We start from the raw sequence: 15,651 nt of genomic DNA on the forward strand, positions 1-15,651 counted from the left end.
GTGAACCCCGAGAGCACGTCCGCCTTCCCGGTGACGGAGCTCCGGGGCGGGATCGCCATCCAGGCTGAGGATTCCGCGGCCGCGACGGCGGAGCATGGAAGTACGCCAGCCGGAGAGACCGGCCCAGGCGCTACGACACGGAGAACGCCATGAGCCGCCTCGCCCGCCCCCGCCACAACCGCGTCATCGCCGGCGTCTGCGCCGGGATCGCCGAGCGCTTCGGCCTGTCCCCGTGGACCGTCCGGATCATCTTCCTCGCCTCCTGCCTGCTGCCCGGCCCGCAGTTCCTCATCTACCTGGCGCTCTGGCTGCTGCTCCCCCAGGAGCCGTGACCGCGGGGGGCTCGTGGCCCGCGGGCTCGTGGCCCCGGGGTTCGCCGCCCCCCCGACAACGGCGACGGGCCGCCCGCGCCCCGGGATCACCGGGGTGCGGGCGGCCCGCCGTACGAGGTGGAACGCTCAGCCGCCGATGCCCGGCAGCGGGAGGGCGCCGGTCAGCCCGCCGAGCGGGGTCTTGTCCAGGCCCGGCACGCTCGGCACGGCGGCCCGGGGGGCCGCGTCGGCCATCGGCGCCTGACCGGCGGTGGGGGCGAGGGTGCCCAGGGTGCCCGTCACCTTGTCGCCACCGGGCAGCTTGCCCGCGGTGTCGACGACCGCACCGGTCACGGCCGGGTTGCTCACCAGGCCGGCGGGAGACCCGAGGCCCCCGGCGGCGACCGGGTCGGCCGACGCGCTGCCGGCGCCGACCGCCGCGATGGCGAGCCCCAGCGCGGCGGTGCCGGCGGCCTTGAGCTTGGCCTGCTTCATGTTCGTCCCCTTGGATCCTCGTCGGTGGCCGACGTCCACGGCCGGACGGCGGTTTCCGCCGCCACGACCGGTCGGCGATGACTGGCACACCGTAGTGAGTGGATCGCACGAGGATCAAAGGCCGTTAACCCACACGAGTGGGTAGTCGGATGAACGCCGATTCCCTTGCGGGCAACGGGCGTTCATCCGATCTGGCGTTCGGGTCGGCGCCGGCCGGCACCCCCCGGTGCCGGCCACCGCTCGACCTCAGGAGCCGCTGCTGAACAGCCACTCCGCCTTGAGCTCGGCATAGCCCGGCTTGATCACGTCGTTGATCATCGCCAGCCGCTCGTCGAACGGCAGGAACGCCGACTTCATCGCGTTGACCGTGAACCACTCCATGTCGCCCAGGGTGTAGCCGAAGGCGTCCACCAGGTGACCGAACTCCCGGCTCATGCTGGTACCGCTCATCAGGCGGTTGTCGGTGTTGACCGTCACCCGGAACTTCAGCCGGCTGAGCAGCCCGATCGGGTGCTCGGCGTACGACGTGGCCGCCGCGGTCTGGAGGTTGGAGGTGGGGCACATCTCCAGCGGGATGCGCTTGTCGCGCACGTAGGCGGCCAGGCGGCCGAGCTCGACGCTGCCGTCCTCGTTGACGGTGATGTCGTCGACGATCCGCACGCCGTGGCCGAGCCGGTCGGCGCCGCAGCACTGCAGGGCCTCCCAGATCGACGGCAGGCCGAAGGCCTCACCGGCGTGGATGGTGAAGTGGTTGTTCTCGCCCTTGAGGTAGTCGAAGGCGGCCTGGTGACGGGTGGGGGGGTAGCCGGCCTCGGCGCCCGCGATGTCGAACCCGACCACGCCGCTGTCCCGGTGGCGGTTGGCCAGCTCGGCGATCTCCTGCGAGCGGGCGGCGTGCCGCATCGCGGTGATCAGGGTGCCGACGCGGATGCGGTGGCCGGCCTCACGGGCGTTGCGCTCACCGAGGCGGAAGCCCTCCTGGACGGCCTCGACGACCTCGTCCAGGGTCAGGCCGCCCTCCAGGTGCTGCTCGGGGGCGTAGCGGACCTCGGCGTAGACGACACCGTCGGCGGCCAGGTCCTCGGCACAGTCGGCGGCGACCTTGATCAGGGCCTCGCGGGTCTGCATGACGGCGCAGGTGTGCGCGAAGGTCTCCAGGTAGCGGACCAGCGAGCCGGAGTCGGCGGCCTCGCGGAACCACTCGCCGAGTTCCTTCGGGTCGGTGGTGGGGAGGCCCTCGTAGCCGACCGCGGCGGCCAGCTCGACCACGGTCTCGGGGCGCAGCCCGCCGTCCAGGTGGTCGTGCAGCAGCACCTTGGGGGCGCGGGCGATCTGCTCGGGGGTGGGGATCCGGGGGCCGGTGCCCGCGGTGGTGACAGGGATCTGCTTCTCCATTGCGGGAGTGTAGCTCCTACGCGCGTAGACAGGCCACCGTCCACACGGCCGGTTCGGCCGATGTGCACCGGTAATTCCCCCGATCGGACGAGCCCCGCTCGCTACCGGCCGGTTACCCCGCCCCGGGAGCCGGCGCCGCGCGGTCGCCGCTGCCGGGCGGCTCCCCGCCCCGGACCGACTTGCGCCCCGGAGCCCCCGCTCCCGCAGAGCCCCGTCAGTCGTGCTGGAGCAGCCGCCCCCGCCGCGACAGGACGAAGTCCCGGAACGCCGCCACCGGCGGGGTCACCGGCCGGCCCGCCGCCCAGGCCAGGCCGATCGCCCGCCGGGTGCGCGGCGCCGTCACCTCCAGTTCCGCCACCCCGGGCCGCGGCACCAGCGCGGGCGGCAGCAGCGCCACGCCCAGCCCGGCCGCGACCAGGCCGCGCAGCGTCTCCGCCTCCTCGCCCTCGAAGGCGATCCGCGGCGTGAACCCGGCCTCCTCGCAGAACCCGTCGGTGATCGCCCGCAGCCCGTACCCGCGCTCCAGCCCGACGAACGGCTCCTCGGCCACCTCCGCCAGCCGGATCCGACGCCGGCCGGCCAGCCGGTGGTCGGCCGGCACCACCAGGTGCAGCCGCTGCTCGTCCAGCCGCCGCGCCACCAGCGCCGGGTCGTCGTCCGGCACCGGCGCGACCAGGCAGAGGTCCAGCTCGCCGGCGCGCAGCCGCTCCAGCATCGCGCCGACGTAGTCCTGCACCAGCTGGAACCGCACCTGCGGGTACGCCGCCCGGAAGTCACGCAGCAGCGCCGGGACGGCGTCCGTCCCCATCGTGTGGAGGAAGCCGAACGCCACCCGCCCGGTGGCCGGATCGGCCTCCGCCCGGGCCGCCTCCGCGCCGCGCTCGACCTCGGCCAGCGCCCGCTCCACCGAGGCCAGCAGCAGCCGGCCGGCCCGGGTCAGCCGGACGGTCCGGCCCTGACGGGCCAGCAGGTCCACCCCCAGCTCCGCCTCCAACCGGGCCACCGAACGGGACAGCGTCGGCTGCGGCATGCCCAGCAGCGCGGCCGCCTGCGTCACGTGCTCCAGCCGCGCCACGGCGGCGAACTGGGCGAGTCTCGGGGCGAGCCGGGCGGCCGGCAGCTCCGGCCCCAACTCGGCCAACCGGTGCGGGAGCTCGGGCTCCGGTTCACCCTCGGCCATCTCCGCGCCACCTTCCCTCGCCGACCTTGGCTCATGCACTGTCGTATGCATTATCGGCTGATCATGCATTGGACGCATCAAGCGCGGCGGGCCTAACGTCGGAGCCATGCAGCCCTCCAGTACCGGGGCATCCGTGGTCACTCCGGATGCCCTCACCCAGCCGTCCCCGCACACCGGTTCCGCAGCGTGCACCCAGCCGTCCCCGCGCACGCAGCCGGCGGGCCGCACCCGCCCGCTGCCGGGCACCACCGCCGCCGACCGGCTCCGCCCCGGGCAGAGCGCCTTCCGCCGCGCCAACCTCGCGCTCTTCGCCGCCGGCATCGCGACCTTCGTCCTCCTCTACTCCACCCAGGGCCTGCTGCCGATCCTCTCGGCCGATCTCGACCTCACCCCGGGCCAGGCCAGCTGGACGGCCTCCGCCGCCACCCTCGGTCTCGCGCTGGCCCTGCTCCCGGCCAGCGCGCTCTCCGACCGGTACGGCCGGACCGCGGTGATGACCGCCTCCGTGCTGGCCGCCTCCGTGCTCGCGCTGGCGCTGCCGTTCGCCCCGGACCTCGCCACCCTGGTCGTGCTGCGCGCCCTCCAGGGCGCCGCGCTCGCCGGGCTGCCGGCCACCGCGATGGCCTACCTCGCCGAGGAGGTGCACCCGTCCGCGCTGGCCTCGGCGATGGGCCTGTACGTGGCGGGCAACAGCATCGGCGGCATGGGCGGCCGGCTGCTCTCCGGCTGGGTCGCCGCCGGCTTCGGCTGGCGCTGGGGCCTGGCCGCCTCGGCCGCCCTGGCCCTGCTCGCGGTGCTCGCCTTCCGGCTGCTGATCCCGGCCGCCCGGCACTTCACCCCGGCCCCGGTGGACGCCCGAGCCCTGGCCCGCACGGTCGGCCGGCACCTGCGCAACCCGCTGCTGGTCCGGCTCTACGCACTCGGGCTGCTCTTCATGGCCGTCTTCGGCGCGGTGTACAACACCGTCGGCTACCGGCTGATCGCAGCGCCGTTCCAGCTGCCGGAGTCCGTCGCCGCCTCGATCTTCGTCGTCTACCTGGTCGGCACCGGCACCTCGGCCGCCGCCGGGCGCCTCTGCGGCCGCCTCGGCCGCCGCGGCGCGCTCTACGTGGCGATCGGCGTGACCGCCGCCGGGCTGCTGCTGTCGCTCACCGACTCGCTGGTCTGCGCCCTGCTCGGCCTGGTGCTGATCACCGCCGGCTTCTTCGCCGGCCACGCCACCGCCTCCTCGGCCGTCGGACGCACCGCCACCGAGGGCCGCGCCCAGGCCTCGGCGCTGTACCTGATCGCCTACTACCTGGGGAACAGCCTCGGCGGCACGCTCGGCGCCGACGCCTACCACTCCACCGGCTGGTCCGGCGCGGCCGCCGTCGGCCTCGTCGCGATGACCGTGGCCGCCGCGGTCACCCTCTACGCCACCCGCCAGGCCCACACCGCGCGGCGTACCGTGCCCGCGGTGCGCTGAACCGGCCTGCCGTCGCCGCGACGGCACCGACCTGCCGAAGCCGTGACCGCCCGGCGGATACCCGACGCTCCACGTGAGGTGTCCGCCGAAGCGTCTCCCCGTCCGGCCCGCAGGGCCTCACCGCCGCGGGCTGTGGGCCGGCCGGCCATCGGCAGACGTCGATGCACTCCGGAACACGAGCATCGATCCTGCTGTGCACGCCCGGCTGCGCGAGATCGCGGAGCGGCTGCCGCAGGTTCCGGGGGCAGGGAAGGGCGACCGCGTCGCCGTCGGCCCCTGGAGCCCCGACCCGAGTGGCCTGCTCACGTACGCCTGAGCGGGCGCACGTGAGCAGGCCCCAGACCGCTCAGGCGATGCGGTCCAGGACGATCGGGTTCGGCGTGAACGCGGTGCCGGCCGGGGAGACCCCGATGCCGCCGGCCAGCGCCTCGATCGCGTACTCGAAGCGCTCCGGGGTGTCGGTGTGCAGGGTCAGCAGCGGCTGGCCGGCCACCACGGTGTCGCCCGGCTTGGCGTGCATCTCGACGCCGGCGCCGGCCTGCACCGGGTCCTCCTTGCGGGCGCGGCCGGCACCGAGGCGCCAGGCGCAGACACCCACCGCGTAGGCGTCCAGCTCGGTGAGCACGCCGGAGGCCGGGGCCGGGATGACGTGCTGCTCGCGGGCGACCGGCAGCGCGGCGTCCACGTCGCCGCCCTGGGCGGCGATCATCCGGCGCCAGTGGTCCATCGCCGAGCCGTCGCGCAGCGCGTCGGCCGGGTCCTTGCCGTGCACGCCGGCCGCGGCGAGCATCTCGCGGGCCAGCGCGAGGGTGAGCTCGACGACGTCCGCCGGGCCGCCGCCGGCCAGCACCTCGACCGACTCGCGGACCTCCAGCGCGTTGCCCGCGGTGAGGCCGAGCGGGGTGGACATGTCGGTGAGCAGGGCGACGGTGTTGACGCCGGCCGTGGTGCCGAGGCCGACCATGGTGCGGGCCAGCTCGCGGGCGTCGTCCAGGTTCTTCATGAAGGCGCCGGAGCCGACCTTCACGTCGAGGACGAGCGCGCCGGTGCCCTCGGCGATCTTCTTGGACATGATCGAGGAGGCGATCAGCGGGATCGCCTCGACGGTGCCGGTGACGTCGCGCAGCGCGTAGAGCTTCTTGTCGGCAGGGGCCAGGCCGTCGCCGGCGGCGCAGATGACGGCGCCGCTGGAGCGCAGGACGTCCATCATCTCCTCGTTGGAGAGCAGGGCGCGCCAGCCGGGGATGGACTCCAGCTTGTCGAGGGTGCCGCCGGTGTGGCCGAGGCCGCGGCCGGAGAGCTGCGGCACGGCGGCGCCGCACGCGGCGACCAGCGGGGCGAGCGGCAGGGTGATCTTGTCGCCGACGCCGCCGGTGGAGTGCTTGTCGCTGGTGGGCAGCGGCAGCGAGGAGAAGTCCATCCGGACGCCGGAGCGGATCATCGCGTCGGTCCAGCGGCTGATCTCGCGCGGCTGCATGCCGTTCAGCAGGATCGCCATGGCCAGCGCGGACATCTGCTCGTCGGCGACCTCGCCGCGGGTGTAGGCGTCGATGACCCAGTCGATCTGAGCGTCGCTCAGCTCTCCGCGGTCGCGCTTGGTCCTGATGACGGAGATGGCGTCCATGGCGTGCTCCAAGAGGGGTTCAAAAAGCGAAGAGTGTCGCGAGCTGGCCGGGTTTCGGCCTACTCGCGACACTCTACGCGCGTAACAGAGAGACAGACTAGAGCCGCTCCGGCCCGAACGCGTCGGGGAGCACCTCGCTCATCGGCTTCACCCCGGAGGGCAGCTCGACCAGCAGATCCGGCCCGCCGTGCTCGTAGAGCAACTGGCGGCAGCGCCCGCACGGCATGAGCAGCTGGCCGTCCCCGTCCACACAGGTGAACGCGGTCAGCCGGCCGCCGCCGCCGGCGTGCAGCGCGGAGACCAGACCGCACTCGGCACAGAGACCGAGCCCGTACGAGGCGTTCTCCACGTTGCAGCCGGTGACCACGCGGCCGTCGTCCACCAGCGCTGCAGCGCCGACCGGGAACCTGCTGTACGGGGCGTAGGCGTGGCCCATCGCCTCCCGCGCCGCGGCGCGCAGCCGCTCCCAGTCGACCTCCGGGGCCGTTCCGGACGTCACTTGCCCTGGCCCTTGCGGTAGATCTGGCCGTCGGCCTTCGGCGGCCGCAGGCGCTGCGAGGCCAGCGAGAGCACCACCAGGGTGATCACGTACGGCGTCGCCACGATCAGCGGACGCTGGACCTGGTCGGTCAGCGCGTACCAGGCCGCCAGGCCGCCGGAGACCACGAAGGTGATCGCGGCGCCGGTGAACTTCCGCCGGTAGACGTTCCAGAGCGCCAGCAGGAACATGGCGATGGCGACGACCAGGATCAGCACGTGGACCGACTCCGGGTCGCGCAGCTGGAGGCTGTCGGTGAAGCCGAACAGGCCGGCGCCCATGGCGAGACCGCCGGGCATCCAGTTGCCGAAGATCATCGCCGCGAGGCCGATGAAGCCCCGGCCGTTGGTCTGGCCGTCCTTGTAGAAGTGCGCCGCGACCAGCGAGAGGTAGGCACCGCCGAGGCCGGCGAAGGCACCGGAGGCGACGACCGCGTAGTACTTGTACTTGTAGACGTTGACGCCCAGCGACTCGGCCGCGGTCGGGTTCTCACCGCAGGAGCGCAGGCGCAGGCCGAACACGGTGCGCCAGAGCGCGAAGTAGCTCGCCACGATCAGCGCGCCGGCCAGCAGCACGACCACCGAGATGTTGGTGACCAGGCCGCCGAGCACACCGGCGACGTCGGAGACCAGGAACCAGTGGTGGCCCTCGATGTCCTTCAGGCCGGACGAGAGGCCGGGGACGGTGATGTACGGCAGCGGATCGGCCGGCGGGGACTGGTTCGCACCGGCCCCGACGGAGATGTAGTCCTTGTAGTAGATCCGGTTGACGTAGGCGCAGATGCCGGGGATCAGCAGGTTGACGCCGACACCGGAGACGATGTGGTCGACGCCGAAGGTCACCGTGATGACGGCGTGCAGCAGACCGCCGAGGGCACCACCGAGCATGCCGGCCACCAGGCCGACCCACGGGTTGTAGAGGTACCCGGCCCAGGCGCCGCAGAAGGTGCCGGCGACCATCATGCCTTCGAGACCGATGTTGACCACACCGGCCCGCTCGGACCAGAGACCGCCCAGACCGGCCATGCCGATCGGCACGGCGGCGCTGAGGGCGGCGGTGACCTGCCCGGAGGAGGTCAGCGAGTGGTTCCCGGTGGCCATGCCCACGGCGGAGAAGAGGACCAGGGCGCCCGCGATCAGCAGGAGCACCACCGGCCAGGACATCTTGCGCTTCTTGGCGGGAGCGCCCGGCGCCTTCGCACGGGCAGCGGTGGCGGTGCTCATGCCGACACCTCCTTCTTCTCGTTGGCAGCGGCCTGGGCGGCCAGCTCTGCGCCGACCTTCTGCTGCTGGCGCTTGAGGCCGTAGCGGCGCACCAGCTCGTACGCGACCACGACGCAGATGACGATGGTGCCCTGCATGACCGGGACGATCTCGAACGGGAAGCCGCCCTGGAGGGGCAGCTGCGCGCCGGTGGCGTCCAGGAAGGCGAAGAGCAGGGCGGCGAAGGCCATGCCGATCGGGCTGTTGCGGCCGAGCAGGGCGACCGAGATGCCCAGGAAGCCGAGGCCGCCCTGGAAGCTCTGGCCGAAGTAGTACGAGTTCTGCAGCAGCTCGGGCAGGCCGATCAGACCGGCCAGCGCGCCGGAGACCAGCATCGAGATGACGACCATGCGCTTGACGTTCACGCCGGACGCGGTGGCCGCGGTCTCGGAGCGGCCGGTGGCGCGCAGGTCGAAGCCGAAGCGGGTGCGGGTCAGGGTGAACTGGAACGCCACGCCGACCAGGATCGCGATGAACAGGAAGCCGTAGAGCGGGCCCCCGTCGGTGTTGATCGCGAAGAAGTGGCTGGACTGCGAGACCGGGGAGGTCTGGATCGCGTTGGACGTGCCGCCCTTCTCCGGCGCGAAGACGCCGGGGACGAGCAGCAGACCGACGATGGCGACCGCGATGGCGTTCAGCATGATGGTCGAGATGACCTCGCTGACGCCGCGGAAGACCTTCAGCAGACCGGCGATGCTGGCGTAGAGGCCACCGACCAGCATGGCGGTGATCAGCAGCAGCGGGATCTGGATGAACGACGGCAGGTCGAGCCGGCTGCCGATGTACGCCGCGAACAGCGCCGCGACCTTGTACTGGCCCTCGACACCGATGTTGAAGAGGTTCATCCGGAAGCCGAACGCAGCGGCCGCGGCGGCCAGGTAGTACGTGGTGGACCGGTTGAGGATGGCGACCTGACCGTCCGACTTGGTGGCGTACGTGATCATCACGTTCCACGCGTCGAACGGGTTCTTGCCCGAGGTCGCCAGCAGGACCGAGCAGATCGCGACGGAGAGGACGACGGCGAGCACCGGCGCCGCGAGGGCGAGCACGATCTTCTCGACGTTGAACCGCTGCGCCAGGGAGCTCTTGGCGGCGGGGGTGGGACTGGTCATGTGGCTACTCCCCCGCCTGCGGGTCGTCGGCGGTGTCGGTGGGGGTGTCGGACGCTTCGGTGCCCTCGGCCAGCGCCGCGTGGAACTCCTCGACGGCCTCCGGCTCGGACTCGATGTGGCCGCGGGCAGCACCGGTCATCGCGGTACCCAGATCCTCCGCGGTGACCGTGGCCGGGTCGGCATCGGCGACCAGACGGCCGCGGTAGATCACCCGGATGGTGTCGGAGAGGCCGATCAGCTCGTCGAGGTCGGCGGAGATCAGCAGCACCGCGAGGCCGTCGCGCTGGGCGGTCCGGATGTGCTCCCAGATCTGCGCCTGCGCGCCGACGTCCACACCACGGGTCGGGTGCGCCGCGATCAGCAGCTTGGGGTCGTGGCTCATCTCGCGGCCGATGATCAGCTTCTGCTGGTTGCCGCCGGAGAGGGAGGCCGCGGTGACCTCGATGCCCGGGGTGCGGACGTCGTACTCCTCGACGATCCGCTGGGTGTCCTTGCGGGCACCGGCCGGGTCGAGCAGCACGCCCTTGGAGTTCGGGGTCTCGGTGACGTGGCCGAGGATCCGGTTCTCCCAGAGCGGGGCCTCCAGCAGCAGGCCGTGCCGGTGGCGGTCCTCGGGGATGTAGCCGATGCCGGCCTCGCGGCGGGCGCGGGTGAGCGTGCCGGAGAGGTCCTTGCCGTCCAGGGTGACGGTGCCGGCGTCCAGCGGGAGCATGCCCATGATGGCCTCGACCAGCTCGGCCTGGCCGTTGCCCTCGACACCGGCGATCCCCAGGACCTCGCCCTTGTGGATGCGCAGCGAGATGTCGTCCAGCACCACGCGCTCGATGCCCTCGGCGTCGGTCTTGGCGATCCGCAGGCCCTGGACGTCGAGCATCTCGGTGGTGGTGACGGTGGACTCGCGGCTCTCCGGGGAGGGGAGCTCGGCGCCGACCATCAGCTCGGCGAGCTGGCGCGCGGTGACGCTCTTCGGGTCGGCGTCGCCGACGGTGGTGCCGCGCCGGATGACGCTGATCGCGTCGGCCACCGACAGCACCTCGTGCAGCTTGTGCGAGATGAAGATGACGGTGACGCCCTCGGACTTGAGCTCGCGGAGGTTGTCGAAGAGTGCGTCGACCTCCTGCGGGACGAGCACGGCGGTCGGCTCGTCGAGGATCAGGATCCGGGCGCCGCGGTAGAGCACCTTGAGGATCTCGACGCGCTGGCGGTCGGCCACGCCCAGGTCCTCGACCAGGGCGTCCGGGCGGACGCCCAGGCCGTACTGGTCGGAGATCTCCTTGATCTTCGCCTTGGCCTTGGCGCCGATGCCGTGCATGTGCTCGCCGCCGAGGACGACGTTCTCCCAGACGGTCAGGTTGTCGGCCAGCATGAAGTGCTGGTGCACCATGCCGATGCCGCGCGCGATGGCGTCGCCCGGGGTGTTGAACTCGCACTGCTCGCCGTTGATCGCGATGGTGCCCTCGTCCGGCTTCTGCATGCCGTAGAGGATCTTCATCAGCGTCGACTTGCCGGCGCCGTTCTCGCCCATGAGCGCGTGCACCGTACCGGTGCGGACGGTCAGGTTGATGTCGTGGTTGGCCACGACACCGGGGAAGCGCTTGGTGATGCCGCGCAGTTCGACGGCCGGTGTCGCCGTCCCCGCGCTGGGGGTACCGCCCTGGTTCAGGGCGGGGTCGGATGCGGTGATGGCGATCTCCTGGTGGTCTGGAGGCGCGACGTTGCGCTGGAGGGCCAAAAGAGAAAACGGTGGGGGGACGGGACGGGGCCCGGGGGTACGCACTGAGCGCACCCTTCCGGGCCCCTCCCTGATGCTGCGTCAATCATGGCGCTGCCGGGCAGGTGGCAGCGGCAGCGACGTCCGGGCGCGCCTTACGGGGCGGTCGGGACGGTGGTGGCGCCGCTCTTGATCGCCGTGGCGGCGTCGTTGAGCTTGCCCTGGATGTCGTCGATCTTGCCACCGGTGGTGGCGAGCGAGACACCGTCGGCCTTCAGGTCGAAGTTCTTCACGCCGGTGAAGACGGAGCCCTTCTTCGCCGACTCGATGTAGGCGTAGACGGCCTTGTCGACGTTCTTGACCATGGAGGTCATGATGACGTTCTTGTACTTCGCCAGGGCCGGCTGGGCGGCCTGGTCGGAGTCGACGCCGATGGCCAGGGCGCCCGGCTTGTTGGAGACGGCCTCGATGGCGCCGTTGCCGGAGGAGCCGGCCGCGGAGTAGATGACGTCCGCACCCTTGTCCAGCTGGCCCTGCGCGGCCTCCTTGCCCTTGTCGGGCGAGTTGAAGCCGGAGAAGTCCGGGGGCGTGGTCAGGTAGGTGGTCTCGATCTTGATGTTCGGGTCGATCGACTTGGCGCCGGCCACGTAACCGGCCTCGAACTTCTTGATCAGCTCGGACTGCACACCACCGATGAAGCCGATGTGCTTGTTCTTGGACTTGAGGGCGGCGGCCACACCGGCCAGGTACGAGCCCTCCTGCTCCGAGAAGGTCAGCGAGGTGACGTTCGCCGGCTGGGTGTCGGAGGCCGAGTCGATGATCGCGAACTTGGTGTTCGGGTTCTCCTTGGCGACCTTCTCGACCGCGGCCTGGTACACGAAGCCGACCGCGATGATCGGGCTGTAGCCGGCGGTGACCAGGTTCTTGAGGCGGGTCTCCTTGTCGGCCTCGGCCTCACCGGTCTTGGCGTCGGCCTCGGTGACGGTGACGCCGAGGTCGGCCTTGGCCTTGTCGAGGCCACGAGCGGCGGAGTCGTTGAACGACTGGTCGCCACGGCCACCGATGTCGTAGGCCATACCGACCTTCAGGCTGCCCTCGGAGGAGCCGGAGGAAGCGGTGGTGTCGTTGCTCTTTGCGCCGCAAGCGGCGAGCGAGGCCATGCCCAGGGAGCCCGAGAGCACGACCGCGGCGAGCTTAGTTGAACGGCGCAAGGGAGTATCTCCTTCTCACACGCACCCGTTTAGCGTGGTCGGACGCCACCGTAACGCGCGTAGAACACGGTTGGGTTACGGGCCGCCGGAGCATTCGGGTTGTTATCAAACCGTGGTCTCACGGCTCACCCGACGCTCCTTTCCGGTACGCGAACAGTGCTTGGTACTGGCCCGGCCCAGTTTACGTAACCCGACATAAAGCCCGTATCGCGACAATCCGCCCGGCAACTCCCTGCTCCTCCGGCCCTCGCCGCCCCTCCGCCCCTCGCCGCCCGTCCTCGGGCCGCCGACGCCCGGGCCTACGACTCCGCCGGGGCCAGCGCCAGGGTCGCGAACAGTTCCACGCCGATCCCGATCGCCCGCTCGTCCACGTCGAAGCGGCCCTGGTGCAGGTCGCGGACCGAGGTGTCGCCGGGGGTGCGGACGCCGAGCCGGGCGAGGGCGCCGGGCGCGTGCTCCAGGTACCAGGAGAAGTCCTCGCCGCCGAGGCTCTGCTCGGTGTCCTCCACCACCTGGCGGCCGTCCCGCCCGAACCGCGCCGTCATGGCCGCGTCCAGCAGCCCGACCGAGACCGCCTCGTTGACCACCGGCGGCACCCCGCGGTGGTAGTCGAGCGTCCACTTCGCCCGGTAGGTCTCGGCCAGCTTGGCGATCAGCTCGTGCAGCTGGTCCGGCGCCTCCCGCCAGCCGGCCAGCTCCAGGCAGCGGACGGTGCCCTCCAGCTCGGCGTGCTGCGGGATCACGTTGGGGGCGGAGCCGGAGGCGATCCGGCCCCAGACCAGGCTCACGCCCCAGCGCGGGTCCATCCGGCGGGCCAGCGCGGCCGGCAGGTCGGCCGCCATCCGCGCGATCGCGGTCACCAGGTCGGTGGTCAGGTGCGGGCGGGCGGTGTGACCGCCGGGCCCGTCCAGGTGCAGCACCAGCCGGTCGCAGGCGGAGGTGATCGCCCCGGTCCGCAGCCCGATCCGCCCCACCTCCACCTTGGGGTCGCAGTGCACCGCGAAGATCCGGCCCACGCCGTCCATCCCGCCCGCGTTGATCACGTCCAGCGCCCCGCCCGGCATGACCTCCTCGGCGGGCTGGAAGACCAGTCGGACCGGGCGGCGCAGCGCGCCGCTGCGGGCGGCCTCGGCGAGCACCAGGGCGGTGCCCAGCACCACCGCGGTGTGGACGTCGTGGCCGCAGGCGTGGGCCCGGCCCGGGACCGTCGAGCGGTACGGCACGTCGGTCTTGGCGTCGTCGATCGGCAGGGCGTCGATGTCGGCGCGGAAGGCGAGGAACTCGGCACCGCGCGGGGTGCCCGCGGGCACGATGTCCACGGTCATGCCGGTGCCGCCGGGCAGCACCCGGGGGTCGAGGCCGGCGGCCGTCAGCCGGTCGCGGAGCAGGCCGGTGGTGCGGAACTCCTGGCGGCCCAGCTCCGGGTGCCGGTGCAGATCGCGGCGGAAGGCGATCAGCTCGGGCTCCAGCGCCGCGATCCGGCCGCGCAGGTCGGCGGCGGGGCGGGCAGCGGTGAGCGTGACGGCCGGCTGGGCGGACTCAGGACGGTTCATCTCAACAAGGGTAGGCCTGTCGGGGGGATTTGGCCCGACTTCCCGAAAAGAAGTCCCCGGATGGGCGCATACTGGCCGCGCAGGTGGGTATGACATCTCGTTTCAGCCGCCTTCCCCGGGTTGCCTGCACTGTGCAACGACCGCCCGCCCCGGCGGTCACGGTCCCACCCGCTCGGCGGATTGACGTGCCGTCAGAACCGCTCGACGGGCGTGTGCGTCCCCCACACCTGCCGCAGGGCGTCACAGACCTCGCCGAGGGTGGCCCTGGCGGCCAGCGCCTCCTTCATCGGGTAGAGCACGTTGTCCCGCCCCTCGGCGGCACGCCGCAGGGCGCCCAGCGCACGGTCCACCGCGGACGCGTCGCGGGCGGCCCGCAGCCGGGCCAGCCGCTCGGCCTGCTGCGCCTCGATCGCCGGGTCCACCCGCAGCGGCTGGTACGGCTCCTCGGCGTCCAGCCGGAAGCGGTTGACGCCGACCACGGTCCGCTCACCGGAGTCGGTCTCCTGCTGGACGCGGTAGGCGGTGCGCTCGATCTCGGCCTTCTGGTGGCCGGCCTCGATCGCCGCCACCGCGCCGCCGAGGTCCTCCACCCGCTCCATCAGCACGAGTGCGGCGGCCTCCACCTCGTCGGTCAGCGACTCGACGGCGTACGAGCCGGCGAACGGGTCGACGGTGGCGGTGACGTCGGTCTCGTAGGCGAGCACCTGCTGGGTTCGCAGCGCGAGCCGGGCCGCCTTCTCGGTGGGGAGCGCGATCGCCTCGTCGAAACTGTTGGTGTGCAGCGACTGGGTGCCGCCGAGGACCGCCGCCAGCGCCTGCACCGAGACCCGGACCAGGTTGACCTCGGGCTGCTGCGCGGTGAGCTGCACCCCCGCGGTCTGGGTGTGGAAGCGGAGCATCTGCGACTTCGGGTCGCGGGCGCCGAACCGCTCGCGCATGATCCGGGCCCAGATCCGGCGGGCGGCCCGGAACTTGGCCACCTCCTCCAGCAGCGTGGTGCGGGCGACGAAGAAGAAGGAGAGCCGGGGCGCGAAGTCGTCCACCGCCATGCCGGCCGCCACGGCGGTGCGCACGTACTCGATGCCGTTGGCGAGGGTGAAGGCGATCTCCTGCGCGGGGTCCGCCCCGGCCTCGGCCATGTGGTAGCCGGAGATCGAGATGGTGTTCCAGCGCGGGACCTCGGCCCGGCAGTACCGGAACACGTCGGCGACCAGCCGCAGCGAGGGCTTCGGCGGGAAGATGTAGGTGCCGCGGGCGATGTACTCCTTCAGCACGTCGTTCTGGACGGTGCCGGTCAGCCGGGCGGCCGGCACGCCCTGGGCCTCGCCGACCAGCTGGTACAGGAGCAGCAGCAGGGCGGCCGGGGCGTTGATGGTCATCGAGGTGGAGACCTCGCCCAGCGGGATGCCGTCGAACAGCACGCCCATGTCCTCGACGCTGTCGACCGCGACCCCGACCTTGCCGACCTCGCCGGCCGCGAGCGGGGCGTCCGAGTCGTAGCCCATCTGGGTGGGCAGGTCGAAGGCGACCGAGAGGCCGGTGCCGCCGCCCGCGATCAGCTGCCGGTAGCGGGCGTTGGACTCGGCGGCGGTCCCGAAGCCGGCGTACTGGCGCATGGTCCACGGCCGGCCGGTGTACATCGTCGGGTAGACGCCGCGGGTGTAGGGGTACTCCCCCGGCCTGCCCAGGCGCTCCCCGGGATCCCAGCCGGCCAGGGCCTCGGGGCCGTACAGCGGCTCGACGGGGAAGCCCGACTCGGTGCGGCGCGGCTCGGCTGCCATGGTGTCCTCCGCG

At 72.3% G+C, this 15,651-nt stretch carries 14 protein-coding genes; 3 read left to right on the forward strand and 11 right to left on the reverse strand.

The features are described 5' to 3' along the window. The first annotated feature begins 149 nt into the window (after window positions 1-149). Complete coding sequence (locus tag MCM47_RS19445; protein WP_238862903.1) at window positions 150-332, forward strand: PspC domain-containing protein; 183 nt, start codon at window positions 150-152, stop codon at window positions 330-332. Between the two features lie 126 nt (window positions 333-458). Here the strand turns inward: MCM47_RS19445 and MCM47_RS19450 are convergent, their stop codons facing one another. From MCM47_RS19450 to MCM47_RS19460, 3 genes are all read right to left on the reverse strand, one after another. After that, window positions 459-806 (reverse strand): ATP-binding protein, encoded by a 348-nt coding sequence (locus MCM47_RS19450; protein WP_238862904.1) that lies wholly within the window; start codon window positions 804-806, stop codon window positions 459-461. A 246-nt stretch (window positions 807-1,052) separates the two neighbouring features. Continuing rightward, window positions 1,053-2,201 carry an adenosine deaminase gene (locus MCM47_RS19455; protein WP_238862905.1) on the reverse strand — a complete coding sequence of 383 codons (1,149 nt, stop codon included), beginning with the start codon at window positions 2,199-2,201 and terminating at the stop codon, window positions 1,053-1,055. 214 nt (window positions 2,202-2,415) lie between these two features. Then, window positions 2,416-3,381 carry a LysR family transcriptional regulator gene (locus tag MCM47_RS19460; protein WP_238862906.1) on the reverse strand — a complete coding sequence of 322 codons (966 nt, stop codon included), beginning with the start codon at window positions 3,379-3,381 and terminating at the stop codon, window positions 2,416-2,418. A gap of 106 nt (window positions 3,382-3,487) precedes the next feature. Here MCM47_RS19460 and MCM47_RS19465 point away from each other — a divergent pair, with 106 nt between their 5' ends. Both MCM47_RS19465 and MCM47_RS41800 read left to right on the forward strand, forming a co-directional pair. Then, window positions 3,488-4,846, forward strand: a complete 1,359-nt coding sequence (locus MCM47_RS19465) for an MFS transporter (protein WP_238862907.1) — start codon at window positions 3,488-3,490, stop codon at window positions 4,844-4,846. Between the two features lie 193 nt (window positions 4,847-5,039). Continuing rightward, window positions 5,040-5,162, forward strand: coding sequence for a hypothetical protein (locus MCM47_RS41800; protein WP_255752511.1), 123 nt, complete (start codon window positions 5,040-5,042; stop codon window positions 5,160-5,162). A 30-nt stretch (window positions 5,163-5,192) separates the two neighbouring features. Here the strand turns inward: MCM47_RS41800 and MCM47_RS19470 are convergent, their stop codons facing one another. From MCM47_RS19470 to MCM47_RS19505, 8 genes are all read right to left on the reverse strand, one after another. Next, window positions 5,193-6,470 carry a thymidine phosphorylase gene (locus MCM47_RS19470; RefSeq protein ID WP_238862908.1) on the reverse strand — a complete coding sequence of 426 codons (1,278 nt, stop codon included), beginning with the start codon at window positions 6,468-6,470 and terminating at the stop codon, window positions 5,193-5,195. A 97-nt stretch (window positions 6,471-6,567) separates the two neighbouring features. Continuing rightward, the gene (locus MCM47_RS19475; RefSeq protein WP_308222370.1) at window positions 6,568-6,969 is read right to left on the reverse strand and encodes a cytidine deaminase; all 402 of its coding nucleotides are present in this window, start codon (window positions 6,967-6,969) and stop codon (window positions 6,568-6,570) included. After that, complete coding sequence (locus MCM47_RS19480; protein WP_238862909.1) at window positions 6,966-8,231, reverse strand: ABC transporter permease; 1,266 nt, start codon at window positions 8,229-8,231, stop codon at window positions 6,966-6,968. The genes MCM47_RS19475 and MCM47_RS19480 overlap by 4 nt, the downstream gene beginning before the upstream one ends. After that, a complete protein-coding gene (locus tag MCM47_RS19485; protein WP_238862910.1) occupies window positions 8,228-9,382 on the reverse strand; it encodes an ABC transporter permease in 1,155 nt (384 codons plus the stop codon). The genes MCM47_RS19480 and MCM47_RS19485 overlap by 4 nt, the downstream gene beginning before the upstream one ends. A gap of 4 nt (window positions 9,383-9,386) precedes the next feature. Further along, the gene (locus tag MCM47_RS19490) at window positions 9,387-11,045 is read right to left on the reverse strand and encodes an ABC transporter ATP-binding protein (RefSeq protein ID WP_255752566.1); all 1,659 of its coding nucleotides are present in this window, start codon (window positions 11,043-11,045) and stop codon (window positions 9,387-9,389) included. Window positions 11,046-11,248: 203 nt separating this feature from the next. After that, window positions 11,249-12,304, reverse strand: a complete 1,056-nt coding sequence (locus tag MCM47_RS19495; RefSeq protein ID WP_238862911.1) for a BMP family protein — start codon at window positions 12,302-12,304, stop codon at window positions 11,249-11,251. Between the two features lie 299 nt (window positions 12,305-12,603). Beyond that, window positions 12,604-13,857: an amidohydrolase gene (locus MCM47_RS19500; RefSeq protein ID WP_238862912.1), complete on the reverse strand. Its 1,254-nt coding sequence runs from the start codon at window positions 13,855-13,857 to the stop codon at window positions 12,604-12,606. Between the two features lie 191 nt (window positions 13,858-14,048). Then, complete coding sequence (locus MCM47_RS19505; protein WP_238862913.1) at window positions 14,049-15,638, reverse strand: methylmalonyl-CoA mutase; 1,590 nt, start codon at window positions 15,636-15,638, stop codon at window positions 14,049-14,051. Between the last annotated feature and the right edge of the window lie 13 nt (window positions 15,639-15,651).

It is taken from the genome of Kitasatospora sp. A2-31, assembly GCF_022288725.1.
GTDB lineage: Bacteria > Actinomycetota > Actinomycetes > Streptomycetales > Streptomycetaceae > Kitasatospora.

What these genes read in the sequence shown, in the direction of transcription:
- MCM47_RS19485 (WP_238862910.1), bottom strand. Translation starts at nt 9,382, where the DNA reads ATGACCAGTCCCACCCCCGCCGCCAAGAGCTCCCTGGCGCAGCGGTTC.
- MCM47_RS19460 (WP_238862906.1), bottom strand. Translation starts at nt 3,381, where the DNA reads ATGGCCGAGGGTGAACCGGAGCCCGAGCTCCCGCACCGGTTGGCCGAG.
- MCM47_RS19445 (WP_238862903.1), top strand. Translation starts at nt 150, where the DNA reads ATGAGCCGCCTCGCCCGCCCCCGCCACAACCGCGTCATCGCCGGCGTC.
- MCM47_RS19505 (WP_238862913.1), bottom strand. Translation starts at nt 15,638, where the DNA reads ATGGCAGCCGAGCCGCGCCGCACCGAGTCGGGCTTCCCCGTCGAGCCG.
- MCM47_RS19470 (WP_238862908.1), bottom strand. Translation starts at nt 6,470, where the DNA reads ATGGACGCCATCTCCGTCATCAGGACCAAGCGCGACCGCGGAGAGCTG.
- MCM47_RS19500 (WP_238862912.1), bottom strand. Translation starts at nt 13,857, where the DNA reads ATGAACCGTCCTGAGTCCGCCCAGCCGGCCGTCACGCTCACCGCTGCC.
- MCM47_RS19450 (WP_238862904.1), bottom strand. Translation starts at nt 806, where the DNA reads ATGAAGCAGGCCAAGCTCAAGGCCGCCGGCACCGCCGCGCTGGGGCTC.
- MCM47_RS19465 (WP_238862907.1), top strand. Translation starts at nt 3,488, where the DNA reads ATGCAGCCCTCCAGTACCGGGGCATCCGTGGTCACTCCGGATGCCCTC.
- MCM47_RS19455 (WP_238862905.1), bottom strand. Translation starts at nt 2,201, where the DNA reads ATGGAGAAGCAGATCCCTGTCACCACCGCGGGCACCGGCCCCCGGATC.
- MCM47_RS19480 (WP_238862909.1), bottom strand. Translation starts at nt 8,231, where the DNA reads ATGAGCACCGCCACCGCTGCCCGTGCGAAGGCGCCGGGCGCTCCCGCC.